At 71.7% G+C, this 14,722-nt stretch carries 18 protein-coding genes and 2 tRNA genes; 9 read left to right on the forward strand and 11 right to left on the reverse strand.

Translation table 11 applies throughout. The annotated features are described in order from the left end of the window. Window positions 1-740, forward strand: a 740-nt coding sequence (locus tag VFZ39_RS05220; protein ID WP_330864670.1) for a phosphoenolpyruvate carboxykinase (GTP), incomplete at its 5' end; no start/stop codon positions are given. Window positions 741-842: 102 nt separating this feature from the next. After that, complete coding sequence (locus tag VFZ39_RS05225; RefSeq protein ID WP_330864671.1) at window positions 843-1,862, forward strand: LuxR family transcriptional regulator; 1,020 nt, start codon at window positions 843-845, stop codon at window positions 1,860-1,862. Window positions 1,863-2,425: 563 nt separating this feature from the next. On the opposite strand, the gene VFZ39_RS05230 is transcribed toward VFZ39_RS05225, so the two are convergent. Both VFZ39_RS05230 and VFZ39_RS05235 read right to left on the reverse strand, forming a co-directional pair. After that, window positions 2,426-2,517: transfer RNA gene (locus VFZ39_RS05230), tRNA-Ser, on the reverse strand. An 82-nt stretch (window positions 2,518-2,599) separates the two neighbouring features. Beyond that, entirely contained in the window at window positions 2,600-3,046 is a 447-nt protein-coding gene (locus tag VFZ39_RS05235) for a hypothetical protein (protein WP_330864672.1), read from the reverse strand. Window positions 3,047-3,161: 115 nt separating this feature from the next. On the opposite strand from VFZ39_RS05235, the gene VFZ39_RS05240 reads away from it, so the two are divergent. Together VFZ39_RS05240 and VFZ39_RS05245 are read left to right on the forward strand one after the other, a co-directional pair. Then, a complete protein-coding gene (locus VFZ39_RS05240; RefSeq protein WP_330864673.1) occupies window positions 3,162-3,524 on the forward strand; it encodes a hypothetical protein in 363 nt (120 codons plus the stop codon). A 59-nt stretch (window positions 3,525-3,583) separates the two neighbouring features. Next, window positions 3,584-3,672 (forward strand) — tRNA-Ser (locus VFZ39_RS05245). Between the two features lie 91 nt (window positions 3,673-3,763). On the opposite strand, the gene VFZ39_RS05250 is transcribed toward VFZ39_RS05245, so the two are convergent. The 3 genes from VFZ39_RS05250 to VFZ39_RS05260 form a co-directional block, all read right to left on the reverse strand. Beyond that, a complete protein-coding gene (locus tag VFZ39_RS05250; protein WP_330864674.1) occupies window positions 3,764-4,000 on the reverse strand; it encodes a biotin/lipoyl-binding carrier protein in 237 nt (78 codons plus the stop codon). Between the two features lie 157 nt (window positions 4,001-4,157). Then, complete coding sequence (locus VFZ39_RS05255) at window positions 4,158-5,333, reverse strand: hypothetical protein (RefSeq protein WP_330864675.1); 1,176 nt, start codon at window positions 5,331-5,333, stop codon at window positions 4,158-4,160. Window positions 5,334-5,344: 11 nt separating this feature from the next. Next, entirely contained in the window at window positions 5,345-6,106 is a 762-nt protein-coding gene (locus VFZ39_RS05260; RefSeq protein ID WP_330864676.1) for a carbon-nitrogen hydrolase family protein, read from the reverse strand. Between the two features lie 89 nt (window positions 6,107-6,195). On the opposite strand from VFZ39_RS05260, the gene mobA reads away from it, so the two are divergent. Genes mobA through VFZ39_RS05280 form a run of 4 tightly spaced genes read left to right on the forward strand, consistent with a single transcriptional unit; the run spans window position 6,196 to window position 8,738 of the window. Further along, window positions 6,196-6,750 (forward strand): molybdenum cofactor guanylyltransferase, encoded by a 555-nt coding sequence (gene mobA / locus VFZ39_RS05265; protein WP_330864677.1) that lies wholly within the window; start codon window positions 6,196-6,198, stop codon window positions 6,748-6,750. 40 nt (window positions 6,751-6,790) lie between these two features. After that, entirely contained in the window at window positions 6,791-7,117 is a 327-nt protein-coding gene (locus tag VFZ39_RS05270; RefSeq protein ID WP_330864678.1) for a DUF6457 domain-containing protein, read from the forward strand. 7 nt (window positions 7,118-7,124) lie between these two features. After that, window positions 7,125-8,108, forward strand: coding sequence for an NAD(P)H-quinone oxidoreductase (locus VFZ39_RS05275; RefSeq protein ID WP_330864679.1), 984 nt, complete (start codon window positions 7,125-7,127; stop codon window positions 8,106-8,108). Between the two features lie 9 nt (window positions 8,109-8,117). Further along, window positions 8,118-8,738 (forward strand): bacterial proteasome activator family protein, encoded by a 621-nt coding sequence (locus VFZ39_RS05280; protein WP_330864680.1) that lies wholly within the window; start codon window positions 8,118-8,120, stop codon window positions 8,736-8,738. 34 nt (window positions 8,739-8,772) lie between these two features. On the opposite strand, the gene VFZ39_RS05285 is transcribed toward VFZ39_RS05280, so the two are convergent. From VFZ39_RS05285 to serS, 6 genes are read right to left on the reverse strand one after another with little or no spacing between them, the layout of a single operon-like run. Beyond that, window positions 8,773-9,354, reverse strand: a complete 582-nt coding sequence (locus tag VFZ39_RS05285) for a hypothetical protein (RefSeq protein WP_330864681.1) — start codon at window positions 9,352-9,354, stop codon at window positions 8,773-8,775. A 17-nt stretch (window positions 9,355-9,371) separates the two neighbouring features. Continuing rightward, a complete protein-coding gene (locus VFZ39_RS05290; RefSeq protein ID WP_330864682.1) occupies window positions 9,372-10,172 on the reverse strand; it encodes an HAD family hydrolase in 801 nt (266 codons plus the stop codon). After that, window positions 10,169-10,636, reverse strand: a complete 468-nt coding sequence (locus VFZ39_RS05295; protein ID WP_330864683.1) for a GNAT family N-acetyltransferase — start codon at window positions 10,634-10,636, stop codon at window positions 10,169-10,171. Before VFZ39_RS05295 ends, VFZ39_RS05290 begins: the two co-directional genes overlap by 4 nt. Next, window positions 10,633-10,956, reverse strand: a complete 324-nt coding sequence (locus tag VFZ39_RS05300; RefSeq protein ID WP_330864684.1) for a DUF1905 domain-containing protein — start codon at window positions 10,954-10,956, stop codon at window positions 10,633-10,635. The genes VFZ39_RS05295 and VFZ39_RS05300 overlap by 4 nt, the downstream gene beginning before the upstream one ends. Further along, window positions 10,953-11,777, reverse strand: a complete 825-nt coding sequence (locus tag VFZ39_RS05305; protein ID WP_330864685.1) for an HAD family hydrolase — start codon at window positions 11,775-11,777, stop codon at window positions 10,953-10,955. Before VFZ39_RS05305 ends, VFZ39_RS05300 begins: the two co-directional genes overlap by 4 nt. Then, window positions 11,774-13,057 (reverse strand): serine--tRNA ligase, encoded by a 1,284-nt coding sequence (gene serS, locus VFZ39_RS05310; protein ID WP_330864686.1) that lies wholly within the window; start codon window positions 13,055-13,057, stop codon window positions 11,774-11,776. The genes VFZ39_RS05305 and serS overlap by 4 nt, the downstream gene beginning before the upstream one ends. 62 nt (window positions 13,058-13,119) lie before the next feature. On the opposite strand from serS, the gene VFZ39_RS05315 reads away from it, so the two are divergent. After that, window positions 13,120-14,697 (forward strand): diacylglycerol kinase family protein, encoded by a 1,578-nt coding sequence (locus VFZ39_RS05315; RefSeq protein ID WP_330864687.1) that lies wholly within the window; start codon window positions 13,120-13,122, stop codon window positions 14,695-14,697. Window positions 14,698-14,722: the final 25 nt, after the last annotated feature.

The raw sequence follows: 14,722 nt of genomic DNA on the forward strand, positions 1-14,722 counted from the left end.
CGGCGCGGGCGACCTCCTGGAAGGGCGAGCCCTGGACGCCCGACAGTGAGGAGCCCTCCAGCCACGCCAACAGCCGCTACTGCACCCCGATCAAGCAGTGCGACATCCTCGCGCCCGAGTACGACGACCCACGCGGCGTACCGATCGACGCGATCCTGTTCGGCGGCCGCCGCCGGACGACCGTCCCGCTGGTGTTCGAGGCGCGCGACTGGACCCACGGCACCTTCCTCGGCGCCACCCTCTCCAGCGAGACGACCGCGGCGGCGGTCGGCCAGGTCGGCGTCGTACGCCGCGACCCGATGGCCATGCTGCCCTTCATCGGCTACCACGCGGGCGACTACTTCGACCACTGGATCAACATCGGCAAGGACAACGACGCGTCGAAGCTGCCGCGGATCTTCTACGTCAACTGGTTCCGCCGCGACGACGGGGGCGACGGCGGCTTCCTGTGGCCCGGCTTCGGTGAGAACAGCCGGGTCCTCAAGTGGGTGGTCGAGCGGATCGACGGTGAGGCGGCCGCCGTGCAGACGCCGATCGGCCTCGTCCCGGCGCCGGGCGCCCTCGACACCGACGGCCTCGACGTCACCGACGAGCAGCTAGCCGCGGCACTACGCGTCGACCCCGACGAGTGGCGGGCCGAGGTCCCTCAGATCCAGGAGTGGTTCGAGACGTTCGGCGACGACCTGCCGGCGGTCCTCTGGACCGAGCTCGACGGCTTGAAGGTGCGGCTCGGCCTCTGAGCCATCCGCGCCAGCCGTGGCCCCCTTCCTGCATCCGGAAGGGGGCCACAGCCGTTGAGCGGGTGTGGGATTCTTGTCGCCGGCGGGGTGGGAAGGAGTGATGTGCGCGACCTGGGACCTGAGGACCGGGCGCTCTTCGAGGAAGCGGCCACCGCTCTCTACGAGGACATCGTCGCGTCCGGCGGCATCGACCAGCGTGACCCTCGGATCACCCGCCGCGGCTCCGACCGGGCGGCGTTCGAGCTGCTCCTCGACGTGGGTCTTCTCATGGAGCAGCCCGACGAGGGTCGGTACGTCGCGATCGACCCGTCCACGGTCCAGTCGCGGATCATCTCGCCGCTGGCCCAGGAAGGCACCCAGCTGCTCGAGGAGTCGTCGGCCTGGGCGAACGCGTTCGGTCCGCTGACCCATGCCTGGCGGCGCGCCCCTGACACCAGCCAGGGCCCGTTCACGGTGCTGCACGCCCACGCCATCCCGCCCTACATCGACGGACTCGTCGCTGAGTGCGAAGAGGAGATGCTGACCGCCCAGCCGCAGACCGGGCGCGAAGCTGCGATGCTCGCCGCGGCCACCGTGCGTGACACAGCCATGCTCGACCGAGGCACCAAGATGCGCACCCTCTACCAGCACAGCGCTCGGCGTAGCGCGATCACCCACGACTACGTCGCGGCGGTCACCGAGCGAGGCGCGGAGGTCCGCACCCTCGACGAGTTCTTCAACCGGCTCATCGTCATCGACCGCCGGGTCGCGATCATCCCCGGCAAGCAGGAGGACCTCACGACGGCGATCGCGGTGCGGGAACCCTCCGTGGTCGACTACCTGGTCGACGTCTTCGAGCGGGCGTGGGAGCGCGGCCGGCCGTTCACCAGTCGCGAGACCGGCCTGCTCAAGGACATCGCCGCCGAGCAACGGGCGATGACCATCCGGATGCTGATCGAGGGCCACGCCGACCCGGTCAGCGCCAAGCGGCTCGGCGTCAGCCCCCGGACCTACGCCGGTTATGTCGCCGATCTCAAGCAGGAGTACCTCGCCGAGACGCGGTTCCAGCTGGGCTATGTGATGGGGCAACGGGGGATCTCGGGGCGTGAGCGCACGCTCGCGGACGATGCCGAGGCGGACTGATCCACGCTGATCCACGCTGATCCGCGCTGATCCGCGCTGATCCGCGCTGATCCGCGCTGACCGGTCGCACGGCCGTGCACCCGGATGCACCCGGAACAGCGAGGGCAGCGACGATGTCGCTGCCCTCGCGGTTGAGACGGGCCGGGGGGACGGCACTGGGTCCGCGCGACTCGCTTAGGGGGGAATCGGGATCGCGGTCCCCGTCTCAAGTTTCTTCAGTTGGTCGGATCGTGGAGCGCGTCAGTCAATGGCGCTGCTACCGCAACACCCGCCCCAACTGCTGTCGGCGTTGGCTGGGCTCCCGAGAAGACCGATCCCCATCAGCGCCGCTGCCACGACGATGGCTACCTTCCGCACGATCTTCATGTCTTCGTCTCCACCTACTCACTTCGCTGCCGGCCGGTACCGGCCGTTGCTGTCCCATCTTCGTGGGCGGCCACGGAGCCACGACACCTCTGGGCTGGGTCAGATACTTGCATTGCAGATATATGCAGGCCAGGACGACGCTGACAAGTCCGTCGGCTCCTTCCCGCGATCACCGGAAAGGAGCCGTCGAACAGACGCGGAGGCGGCGGGATTTGAACCCGCGAGAGGAGGATCACTCCTCAACCCGCTTAGCAGGCGGGCGCCATAGACCGGACTAGGCGACGCCTCCAGCACCGTGACGTCGGAGGGTCGACCCCCGGCCCCACGGCGGGGTCAGGTTACAAGCAGTTGGGTGCGGCCACCGAATCGGGTCAGGGCGTGGTGCGCCCCTCGCCGCGGCGCAGGTGGGCCCTCACGTCCAGGGCGAACGCAGTGGGGTCGGCTGCGAGCGCGTCGACCGGGATCGTTGTCGTACCGCGCTCCCGGAGCCTGATCACCAGGCAGTCGATCCCGCGCGGACTCGCCGCGACGGCCTCGGTGACCTCCGTCCACCTCGCGGACGTGACGCCGGCGCCGCGGATGAGCCGCACCTGGTAGCCGTCGTCGTCGAGCCGGACCACCGTGATCCGCAGCAGGATCACGGCCACGACGACCGCCACCACGACCGCGACGACGCCGGTGCCGACGATCACCCAGGCCGGCCAGCGCAGTGCCGCGGAGACGATGGTCAGCAGCACGACGAGGACCGCCACGGCGACGAGCAGCAGACCCACCAACCGGGCGGCCACATGGGGCGCGAGCCGATAACCGGACGACATGACGACGATTCTCCAGATCCGAGATTTCCGATGGGTCGTGGGGGTTGTGGCGCGCCGTACGGCGGGGTCACACTCGTCTTCCAGCCCGATCCCCTCACCCCTCCCGGGGGCCACGATGCCCACGACGCCGATGTACCAGTTCCCGCATCTGCACGCCGCCGTCGCCGAGCCTGGCGACCCTGGTCGCTGGCGCTGGCAGGCCCGTGGCCTGCTGTCCGACCTCCGGGACCTGCTCGCCTCGGAGTCGCCGTTGGCGACCGACGGCTGGTTGGCCGCTCGAGGCGCCGGGATGATCCGCGAACGCAACGCGCTGCTGGCCCGGGTGGCCGCACTCGCGCCCCAGCTGCTCGGTGACACCCCCGTGGACGACCTGCGCGACCGGCTGGGCCGGCTGCTCGTCGACATCGAGCACCACCTGCAGCGTCGCCGTGACCTGGCGTGGGACGAGGTCGAGCTGGAGCTGGGCGGGTCGGAGTAGCGACCCGCACGCCGGATCCCGGATCGTAGACTCCTCCGCGTGTCGCCCTCGGGTGGCTCGGAGGGGTGCCGGAGTGGCCGATCGGAACCGCCTTGAAAGCGGTCGCTGGCAGAGATGTCAGCCGCGGGTTCGAATCCCGCCCCCTCTGCTCCAACATCTGCACAGCGCGCTGAGGGCGGAACAGCCCTGACTCGGCGCGCACAGGGCACGACTCGACCGGCACATGGCACGACTCGGCGTCAGCGAGCCACGGTGAGGGCGAGCAGGACGTCACCCTCCTGCACGACGTCGCCGGGAGCGACCCAGACGCCCGAGACGGTGCCGGGATGCTCGGCGATGACGGGGATCTCCATCTTCATCGACTCCAGGAGCACCACGGTGTCGCCGACCGCGACGGAGTCTCCCTCCGCGACCTCGATGCTCAACACGTTGGCGACCATCTCGGCGGCGATCTCGATCTCCTGGGGACGAGCCATGGCGCCGACGCTAGCCGTTACCCGTGCGTACCCGCGAGACGGGGCAGTCGGGTTGGCATGTCAGGTCACCAGGTCTCGACACGCTCCGTCGCGACCTCGTCGCTCGGTCGCGGTCGCTGCTCGACCACCGACGATCACGCCCGCTTCGCGATCGTGATCAGAGGAGCGGCTCGATCCGCGCGGGCTCCGGGCGGATCGCCGCGGCCTCCTCGGCCCGCCGGCCGCGTCGCCCGCGCTTGCCGGTCAGCGCCAGGTCGGCGCGGATCAGCACGGTGCCGAGCGCCAGGCCCACGATGAGGGCATAGCCCAGCGCGGCCACCGACTCCTGCCGCGTCATCCCCGGGTCGGTGAGCGCTTGCGCGATCGGGGCCGTCGCGCCGACCCCGAACGCGCACACCCACCAGCCCTGGCGGCGGCGGGCTCGCATGTGGGTGCCCCAGACCAGTGCCGGGATGCCCAGCAGGGCCACGATCGGCCGCGGTGAGGCGCCCAGCACGCCGCGCAGCCACCGGACCGCGTCGAACAGCCACTCGACGAGGAACGGGGTCCCGTACCGACGGAGCAGTTCGGCGTACACGAGGCTCAGCACCAGGAGCACGCCCCCGACGGCCACGGTCACGATGCCGCGCTTCCCGAGGCCGTGGAGACCGGCGCCCAGCCGGTAGACCACGCCGAACGAGGCCACCAGCGAGAGCCCGAACGTGACGTACTCGAACCGCACCACGTCGATCGTCGGGTGCAGCCCGACCGTCGCCAGCGCGCCCAGTCCGGCGACGAGCGATGCCACCGCCACCTCGCGCACGGCCTGCCAGAGCTTGACGGCGGGGACCGTGGCCACGATCGCGAGGACCGCCGAGACCACGCACACCATCACCGACGCGCCGTTGCGCATCAGGTCCCGGTCCGCCCAGAGCACGAGTGCGCCCACGATCGCGGTCAGCAACGAGAAGACGACCGGTCGGCCACCGGTGCGAGCGGCCAGCGCCCACACGTACGCCGTCCCGACGAGCACCGAGCCGATCTCCGGCAACAACGGGGAGTCGAGGTCGACCGGGCGGAGCCCGGCCGGCAGGCCCAGCCGGTCGGTCCCCAGCCAGTCAGAGCCGAACAGGCCGACGACGAGCAGCGCGGCACCCCCCAGCACCACGAGCACCCAGATCGTGGCGAGGGTGCGGGTACCGGCCTTCGGCGGCGGAGGCGGCGGGACCGGTGCCGCACCTGGCAGTGCGGTGTCGCTGCCCACTGCGAGCGGGCCCGGCGGAGCCTCGGACGTGCGGCGTCGACGGAGCCGGCGCGCCGGTTCGGCGCGTCGGCGGGGGGAGCTCCGAGGCACGGGGCGGAAGGCTACCGGCGCCGGTTCGCCAGCGAGGGGTTGGTCCTCCGGGCCCGGACGAGTGCCTCGGGGTCGAGCGTGGTCGCGATGATCTCAGGGCCGTCACCGGCCTCGACCAGAATGTCGCCGAGCGGGTCCACCACCATAGAGTGGCCGGTGTAGCGCGGACCGGGCTGGCCGACGGCGACGACGTACGTCGTGTTCTCGATCGCGCGCGCCCGCACCAGCGTCCGCCAGTGGTCGACCTTGCGCTCGCCGGCGACCCACGCGGAGGGCGCGACGAGCACGTCGGCGCCGGCGTCGACCAGCGCGCGGGCCTGCTCGGGGAACCGGAGGTCGTAGCAGGTCATGAGGCCGAGGGTGAAGCCGCCGAGCGGAGCCGTGACCGCGTCGATCGGGCCGGCCGAGAGCCGCTCGGACTCCTTGTAGCCGAACGAGTCGTAGAGATGGACCTTGCGGTAGTCGGCCTCGACCGCCCCCCGCAGCACCAGCGTGTTCCATGGTCGGCCGGGGTCCTCGGAGGACTCGAACATCCCGGCCAGCACGGTGCAGCCCCGGTCGGCCGCGACCCGGGCGACCTCCGAGGCGAACGGCCCAGTCACCGGTTCGGCCGCTTCGCTGACATCTGACCCGGCGGGCCCGAAGTCGCGCGCGAACGCCTCGGGGAACACCACCAGGTCGGCGTCTCGAGGGGTGAGCTCGTCGAGCAGCAGCCGGTTCGCCGCCGGGTCGAGCCCGGACGCGTGCTGGACCAGGGAGACCGTCAGCGTCACGTGCCCCAGCCTGCCACCAGGTCGGGCGGCGCGACGTGGTCGCCCCTGGAAGACTGGCCGGATGGAGCTGGGCTGATGGGGTTGGCCGGATGACGTTGGCGGCGGTGGTGCTGACCGGGGGCACCGGTGCCCGGCTGGGGGGCCGCGACAAGGCGTCGATCGAGCTCGGGGGCAGCACGCTCCTCGAGCGAGCGTTGGCCGCCACCGTCGGGGCGCACCCGGTGGTCGTGGTGGGCGAGGCGGTCCCGACCAGCCGACCGGTGACCTTCGCACGAGAGGAGCCGGCGTACGGCGGACCCGTCGCCGGGCTGCTGGCCGGCCGCCGGGCGCTGACGCCGACTCCCGACCTGCTCGTGGTGCTGGCCGTCGACATGCCGTTCGTCACCGCAGGGACCGTCGCCCGGCTGGTGGCCGCCGCGAACGACGGTGACGGCTCAGTCCTCACCGGACCGGACGGTCGTCGTCGCCTGGTGCTGGTGGTGCGCACGGCCCGGCTGGACGACGTGTCCCCGACCGATCCCCATGGGTGCCCCGTGCACGTGCTGCTGGCCCCGCTGGACCTTCGCCAGGTGACCGCCGTCGGCCTCGAAGGACGCGGCGTCGACACCGTGGAGGACCTGCGCGAGCTCGAAGCCGGAGGCTAGGGGGTTGCGGGCAGGAGGAAGTGCCGTAAACCTTGGTGACGTGAACCTGCACGACTGGATCGACGAGCTCTGCGACGTCCTCGACATCGAGGCCGAGATCGACGAGGGACTCGTGCTTGACCTGTCGCGCACTGCCGCGCACAGCGTGGAGAAGGTGGCTGCCCCGATCACGGCGTACCTGCTCGGGTTCGCGGCCGGCGCCAGCGGCGCCACCCCCGACGAAGTGGAGCGGTTGGCGGCGCGGGCGCAGCTGCTCGCGGAGGGGTGGGACCGGCCCGCCGACGCGCCCGACCCGGTGGACGTCTACGACGAGGTCCCGGACGACAGCGAGGTCGACCACAGCAACGACGCGTTCGAGGACGCGTGAGGGCTGCATGAAGGCTGCCGTCGCGGAGCGCCCCGGCGGCCCGGAGGTCCTCGAGCTGCGCGACGTACCGCCCCCGGAGCCGGGACCGGGCGAGGTGCTTCTCGATGTCGCGGCCACCGCCGTGAACCGCGCCGACCTGCTGCAGCGGCAGGGCCACTACCCGCCGCCGCCCGGTGCTTCGGAGATCATCGGTCTCGAGTGCAGCGGCACCGTCGCCGCACTCGGCGACGGCGTCTCCGACTGGTCGGTCGGCGACGAGGTCTGCGCGCTGCTCGCCGGGGGCGGGTACGCCGAGCAGGTCGCGGTCCCAGCCGGCCAGCTGATGCCGGTGCCGGCGGGCGTCGACCTGGTCACGGCCGCCGCGCTGCCCGAGGTGGCGTGCACCGTCTGGTCGAACGTGTTCATGGTCGCCGGACTGCGACCGCAGGAGCACTTCCTGGCCCATGGGGGCGCGGGCGGGATCGGCACAATGGCGATCCAGCTCGCGCACACGCTGGGCGCCCGGGTGTACACGACGGCGGGCACCCCCGAGAAGCGGGAGCTGTGCACTGCGCTCGGCGCGGACGTGACGATCGACTACCGCGAGCAGGACTTCGTGGACGTCGTCCGACGCGAGTCCGGCGGGCACGGCGCGGACGTGATCCTCGACAACATGGGCGCGATGTACCTCAGCCGCAACGTCGACCTGCTCGCCGAGCAGGGTCGGCTCGTCGTGATCGGGATGCAGGGTGGTACGCGAGGAGAGCTCGACCTCGGGGTGCTGCTGCGCAAGCGGGGCGCCGTGATCGCCACGGCGCTGCGGTCGCGCCCGGTCGAGGACAAGGCAGCGATCTGCGCGGCCGTCGCGGAGCACGTGTGGCCGCTGGTGAGTGAGGGGCTGGTGCGGCCGATCGTCCACGAGGCCGTGCCGCTGGCCGAGGTTCGCCGGGCGCACGCGCTGCTCGAGTCCGGCGAGCCACTCGGCAAGGTGCTGCTGACCGTCGGCCCGTAGGCTGGACGCATGAGTGAGCAGCCGAACCAGTCGTCGGACCAGCCCTCGGAGGAGCAACACGTCGTGGTGATCGGCCCCGACGGACAGCCCGTCGGATCGCTCCCGGCGAGCGTGCTCGCCGCCGCGGCCGGCCAGGCCGAGGACGACAACGACGACGACGAGCAGCGGGGGATCACCGACCTGGTCGAGCAGCCCGCCAAGGTGATGCGGATCGGCAGCATGATCCGCCAGCTCCTGGAGGAGGTGAAGGCGGCACCGCTCGACGAGGCGAGCCGCAACCGCCTCAAGGAGATCCACCGCTCGTCCATCAAGGAGCTCGAGTCCGGGCTCGCGCCCGAGCTCGTCGAGGAGCTCGAGCGGCTCTCCCTGCCCTTCACCGAGGACACCATTCCGTCGGAGGGCGAGCTGCGGATCGCCCAGGCCCAGCTGGTCGGCTGGCTCGAGGGCCTCTTCCACGGCATCCAGACCGCGATCTACGCCCAGCAGGTGGCCGCGCGCGCCCAGCTCGAGCAGATGCGTCGGCAGCTGCCGGCTGGCATGAGCCTCCCGCAGCAGGGGCCGCCCGCCGAGGGGCAGGAGCAGCGGCAGCGCAGCCAGACGCCGGGCGAGTCCGGCGGCATGTACCTGTAGCAGCTCGGCCCCTCGAGGGCGCCGCGGACTGGGCTCAGGCGCGACGTCGGAAGACGACCAGGCCCAGCAGCCCCACGATGACGAGCGCCGCGCCGGGCGCGGCCACCCTGGTCAGCTCGGGCGGCGGTGTGTCGTCGACGCGGGTGAAGACCGGGTCCGCCGGGGGTGGTTCCTCCTCGGCGGGCGGCTCGAACGGTTCTCCGGGCCCGAGAACCCGTTCCACCTGCTGGACGAAGCGGGGCGTGGCTGCGGCGGTGCCGGTGCACTTCGCGGAGGCCAGGCCGGCGCCGCGACCAGTGGCGAAGACGACGTACGAGCGGTCGAGCCTGAGCTTGCCGAGCCCACAGTCGGACCGGGGCGACACGACCTCGACCGGGCTCTCGGTCAGGGTGCCCTGGTAGATCCGCTCCACGTCGAGGGTGTAGGTCGTACGACGCCGCGCGTCGTCACGCGCGCTCAGGAGGCCCTGGAACACCACGTCGGCATCGCGGGCCTGCGAGCGCAGCGAGACGTCCTGCGGGCACGAGCAGGCCGCCTGCGCGGCGGGCTGCGCCAGCACCACGCTCGCGCCGGCGAGCGCGAGCGCTACAAGGAGACGACGGACCCGGCTGAACACCGGGCCATCGTCACAGATCACAGGTTGAAGAGGCCAGCCAGCACCTGGGCTACCCCGTCGTCGTCGTTGGCCGGCGCCACGTGGTCGGCGGCCTCTCGTACGTCGGGGTGGCCGTTCGCCATGGCGTAAGAGGTTCCGGCCCAGGTCAGCATCGGGAGGTCGTTGGGCATGTCGCCGAAGGCGACGGCGTCCTCCGGGGCCACCCCCAGCTCCTCGGCCACCCGCGCCAGCGCCGTGGCCTTGGTGACGCCGGTGGCGCTGATCTCGACCAGCCCGTCGACGGTCCACGTGGCGACCGCCTGCTCGCCGACGGCCTCGGCCACGCGCCGGCGGAAGTCGTCCGGGTCGGGTGCGTCGTGCTTCACGAGCAGCTTGAGCGCCGGCTCGGCCCACAGCTCACCGAGGTCCCCGACCGGGCTGCCAGCCGGGAACGACTCGGTCTCGACGTACGCCGGGTCGCGCACCAGCCCCGACACGCACTCGACGGCGAACGCCGCCTCCGGCGCTGCCTCGCGGATCGCGTCGACCAGCGCGAGGCCCGCCTCGACCTCGATGCCTCGCACGTCGCGGACGGTATGGGCCGCGTCCTCGCGGACCTCGACCACCGCCGCACCGTTGGACACGATCGCGAGCCCGTGCCGACCGACGATCGGCCACAGGTCGTCCATCCACCTGATCGGTCGGGCGGTCACGATCACCACCGGGACCTCCCGCTCATCGAGGGCGGCCAGCACCGCCCGCGTGGTCGCTGACACCGAGCCGTCGTCCCGCACCAGGGTGCCGTCGAGGTCGGTGGCGACCAGACGGGGGGCGCTCACGGCACCGGCCTGGCCAGCACCAGCTCGCCCTCAGGCGTCGAGCCGCGCAGCTCGGTGAAGCCGCACCGGGCCAACACCTTCAGGCTGGGCGCGTTGTCCGGCTCGACCCGGGCGGTGAGCCGTACGCCGAGCCGGTCGGTCTCCTCGGCGTACGCCGTCAGCGCCTCGGTCGCGACCCGCTGTCCGCGTGCCTCGCTGACCAGCCCGAAGCCGATCTCGGTCTCGCCGTCCTCGGGCGGTCCGAAGCAGCCGATCGTGCCGACCGCCTGCTGCTCGAGCACCACGTGTCGCGGCCCCCACGGGTCGTCGGGACGGAGCAGGGAGGCGGCGTCGACGTCGTCGGGGCGCGGGTACGACGGGTGCCAGCGCTCCTGGCGGCGACCGGCCCGCATGTCGGCGGCGTCGTCGGGCGTGACCAGGATCAGCCGCAGCCGCTGGGTCACGATCCGCTCCGGCAGGCTCATCCTCGGTCACCCCGGACCTGGAGGGTGACCGTCAGCTCGTCGCCCTCGTCGACGGCTTCGGCCTGGCGGACCGCCTTCTTCACCGGCAGCACGAAGCACCCGGACTCGGCGTCGGGGAACACGCTGGTGTCCCACCGCGACCCGCCTGCGGCCACGTGGACCGGTACCGACCCGAACCCGCGGGGCTCGCCGGCGAGGAGCCGGACCTCGTCGCTCACCTCCGGAGGAAGGGTGACGAAGCACCATGCCGACGGGTCACGCGATTCCTGGCGGGCGGCCCACCGCCAGAGCGGAGCCGTGAACACGAGGCCGTCGCTCACGGCCACCACCGGCTGAGCTCGATGACCGCGCCGTCGTCGTACACGGTCTCGGTGACGGCGTCGGCGGCCGCCTTGACCTCCTCCACCGCCTGGCCCATCGCGACTCCGCGGCCGGCCCATCGCAGCATCTCGATGTCGTTGCGGCCGTCACCGACCGCGAGCGTGTCCTCTTGGGCGACACCGAGCTCGTCGCACACCAGCGCCAGCCCCGAGGCCTTGGAGACGCCGACGGGAGACAGGTCGAGCCACGCGGTCCAGCCGACGACGTAGTCCGTGCCGTGCAGCCCGAGTCGTCCGGCGAGCGCGACGAAGTCGTCGGCCGTTGCGTCGGGATCGCGGATGATGACCCGACTCACGTGCTCCGCGACCAGCTCCTCCACCTTGGTCTCGATCAGCTCACCGGACAGCTCCCCGACCGGGAACGGCCGGTTGACGCGGTAGCCGATCCCCCGCTCCTCGACCGCGACCAGCGCGTTGGGGTGCTCGCGCAGCACGGCCTCCACCGCCGGCCGCGCGTCGAACGTCTCCTCGTGCACGACCTCCATCGGCGGGTAGCGGAAGACCACGGCGCCGTTCGACGCGACGACCCAGAGCCGCTCGCCGCCGTCGGACGGCAGCTCGAGCAGGTCGGCGATCCGGGTCATGCCGTGGGGCGACCGCCCCGAGGCGAGCACGATGTGTGCGCCCGCGTCGTAGGCCCGCCGCACCGCGTCGTACGTCGCGCGCGGGATCTGCTCGTACGTCGTGCCGGCGCCCTCCACCCACTTCAGGAGAGTGCCGTCGATGTCGAGCGCGACCAGCTCGGGAGTCCAGTCGCTCAAGACGCGCTGCGACCGTCTCGGACCGGCTTCAGCACCTCGAGGCCGCCGAGGTAGGGGCGGAGTGCCTGGGGCACGCGGACCGAGCCGTCCTCCTGCTGATGGGTCTCCAGCAGCGCGATGATCGGCCGGTTGGTCGAGCACAGCGTGCCGTTGAGGGTGGCGACGTGGCGGGTGCCCTGGTCGGTGCGGATCCGGGTGTCGAGCCGGCGGGACTGGAAGTCGGTGCAGTTCGAGGTGGACGTGAGCTCGCGGTAGCGGCCCTGCGACGCGATCCACGCCTCGCAGTCGAACTTGCGCTGGGCGGAGAGCCCCAGGTCGCCGGCGGCGACGTCGATCACGCGGTAGACGAGCTCGAGCTTGTCCATGAACTCCTTCTCCCACTCGAGCAGCCGCACGTGCTCCGCGAACGATTCCTCGACGGTCGTGTAGACGAACATCTCGACCTTGTCGAACCAGTGCACCCGGAAGATGCCGCGGGTGTCCTTGCCGTGCGACCCGGCCTCCTTGCGGAAGCAGGGGCTGAATCCGGCGTACCGGAGCGGGAGCGACTCGACGTCGAGGATCTCGTCGGAGTGGTACGCCGCGAGCGGGACCTCGCTGGTGCCGACGAGGTAGAGGTCCTCCCCCTCGATCCGGTAGACGTCGTCGGCGGCCTGCCCTAGGAAGCCGGTGCCCTCCATGGCGCGCGGCTTGACCAGCGACGGGGGGATCACCTGCGTGAACCCGGCCGCCCGCGCTTGGTCCATCGCCATGTTGACCAGGGCGAGCTCGAGCTGCGCGCCGATCCCGGTGAGGAAGTAGAAGCGGCTGCCGGACACCTTGGCGCCGCGCTCCAGGTCGATCGCGCCGAGCATCCGCCCCAGCTCGACGTGGTCGCGCGGCTCGAAGTCGAACTCCGGCGGAGTGCCGACGTGCTCCAGCACCACGAAGTCGTCCTCGCCCCCCGCGGGGGCCTCGTCGGCGGCCAGGTTGGGGATCGACAGGATCGCCTCGCGCCAGGTCTCCTCGACGTCCGTCTGGGCGGCCTCGAGCCGCTTCACCTCGCTGGCGAGCTCCTTGACCCGCCCGAGGAGGGCCTGCTTCTCCTCGCCCTGGGCCCGGGCGACCTGCTTGCCCATCTGCTTCTGCTCGGCCCGTCGTGCCTCGAAGTCCGCGATCGCCTGCCGGCGGGCGGAGTCGGCGGAGAGCGCCCGGTCAACGACGTCGTCGGACAGCCCGCGCTTGGCCTGGGCGGCACGCACGCGGTCGGGGTCTTCACGCAGCACTCGGGGGTCGATCATGCGTCTTAGCCTATGCGGGCGCGATGACGGAGGGTGCGGTGTGTACCGGCATACTCCCGCCCATGACGGACCGCCCACGAACCCGGCTGCTCGCCTGGGCCGCTGTGCTGCTGGCGCTGTTCGTCGTGATCTCCGTCCTGGTGACACAGGACCGGTCGCCCTTGGGGGCGCTCGACGACCTCGGCCGTGACGCGGAGGCGTGGGCCGACGACCACGGCTGGCTCGTCGAGACGATGCGCTGGATCGAGCTGCTCACCGGCACCGTCGCGAAGACGATCCTGACCACGGTGCTGGTCCTGGTGCTGCTGGTGCGCCGGCAGCCCCGGGCTGCGCTCTTCGCCGCGGTCGTGATGTCGGTGACCGCGCTGGCGACGACCGGGATCAAGCTCCTGCTCGGACGCGACCGGCCCGAGTGGCAGGACACGGTCGACTTCCTGGAGACGCACTCGTTCCCCTCGGGTCACGCCTCGTCGATCGCCGCCTTCTGCGGGCTGCTGGCGGTCCTCACCTATGTGTTCGTACGACGCAGCTCGATGCGACGTACGGTGCTGGTCGGCCTGGTCGTCGTGTGGCTGGTCGTCTGCCTCGACCGGGTGCTGCTCGGGCGGCACTACCCCACCGACGTCGTCGCCGGCACCCTCCTCGGCCTCGCAGTGGTGCTGCTCGCGGTGGTCTTCCTCGATCCGGAGCCGCGGGGGCACGCCGAGAAGGCGGACCCGCTACCCGAGGTCTTCGCCACCGACCGGAAGCTGGCGGTCATCGTCAACCCGTCCAAGGTCGAGGACGTGGGTCAGTTCCGGTCGGTCGTCTCGGCGATGGCCGCTGAGTCCGGCTGGTCGGAGCCGAGCTGGCACTACACGACGGTCGAGGACCCGGGCACCGGCATGGCCGAGGCGGCGTCGGTCTCCGGCGCCGACCTGGTCCTCGTGTGCGGCGGGGACGGCACCGTGCGGGAGGTCTGCGCCGAGCTCGCCGGCACCGGCATCCCGGTCGGCATCATCCCGGCCGGCACCGGCAACCTGCTCGCGCGCAACCTCGACGTACCGCTCTACCTGCGCTCGGCGATCGACGTCGCCCTCAACGGCCAGGACCGTGCCGTCGACCTGGTGAAGGTCGAGGGTGACGGCATCCCGGAGGACACCCACTTCCTGGTGATGGCCGGCATGGGCTTCGATGCGGCGATCATGGAGGGTGTCAACGAGGACATCAAGAAGCGGATCGGCTGGTTCGCCTACGTGATCTCCGCGCTGAAGTCGCTGATGTTCCCCGCGCAGCGGATCGAGATCTCGGTGGACGGCGGGGAGTTCAGCCGCCACCGGGCCCGGACGGTGGTGGTCGGCAACGTCGGCTTCCTCCAGGCCGGGATGCCACTGCTCCCGGACGCGGCCATCGACGACGGCCTCCTCGACGTGGTGATCCTGCACCCACGCAACTTCTTCTCCTGGATCCCGCTGGCGTGGCGAGTGCTGCTCAAGCTCAAGCACACCGACGAGCTGGTCGACCGCAAGGTCGGTGCCCAGGTCGTGATCCGGGCCGGCACGGAGACCCCGCGCCAGCTCGACGGCGACTCGATCGGCCCGGGCCGCGAGCTGCGGATGGAGTGCCTGCACGGCCGACTCCTGGTCCGCGTCCCCCGCTGACCGTCTAGGCCGCGGCGTGTGCCTG

Source organism: Nocardioides sp. (assembly GCF_036374615.1).
Classification (GTDB): Bacteria; Actinomycetota; Actinomycetes; order Propionibacteriales; family Nocardioidaceae; genus Nocardioides.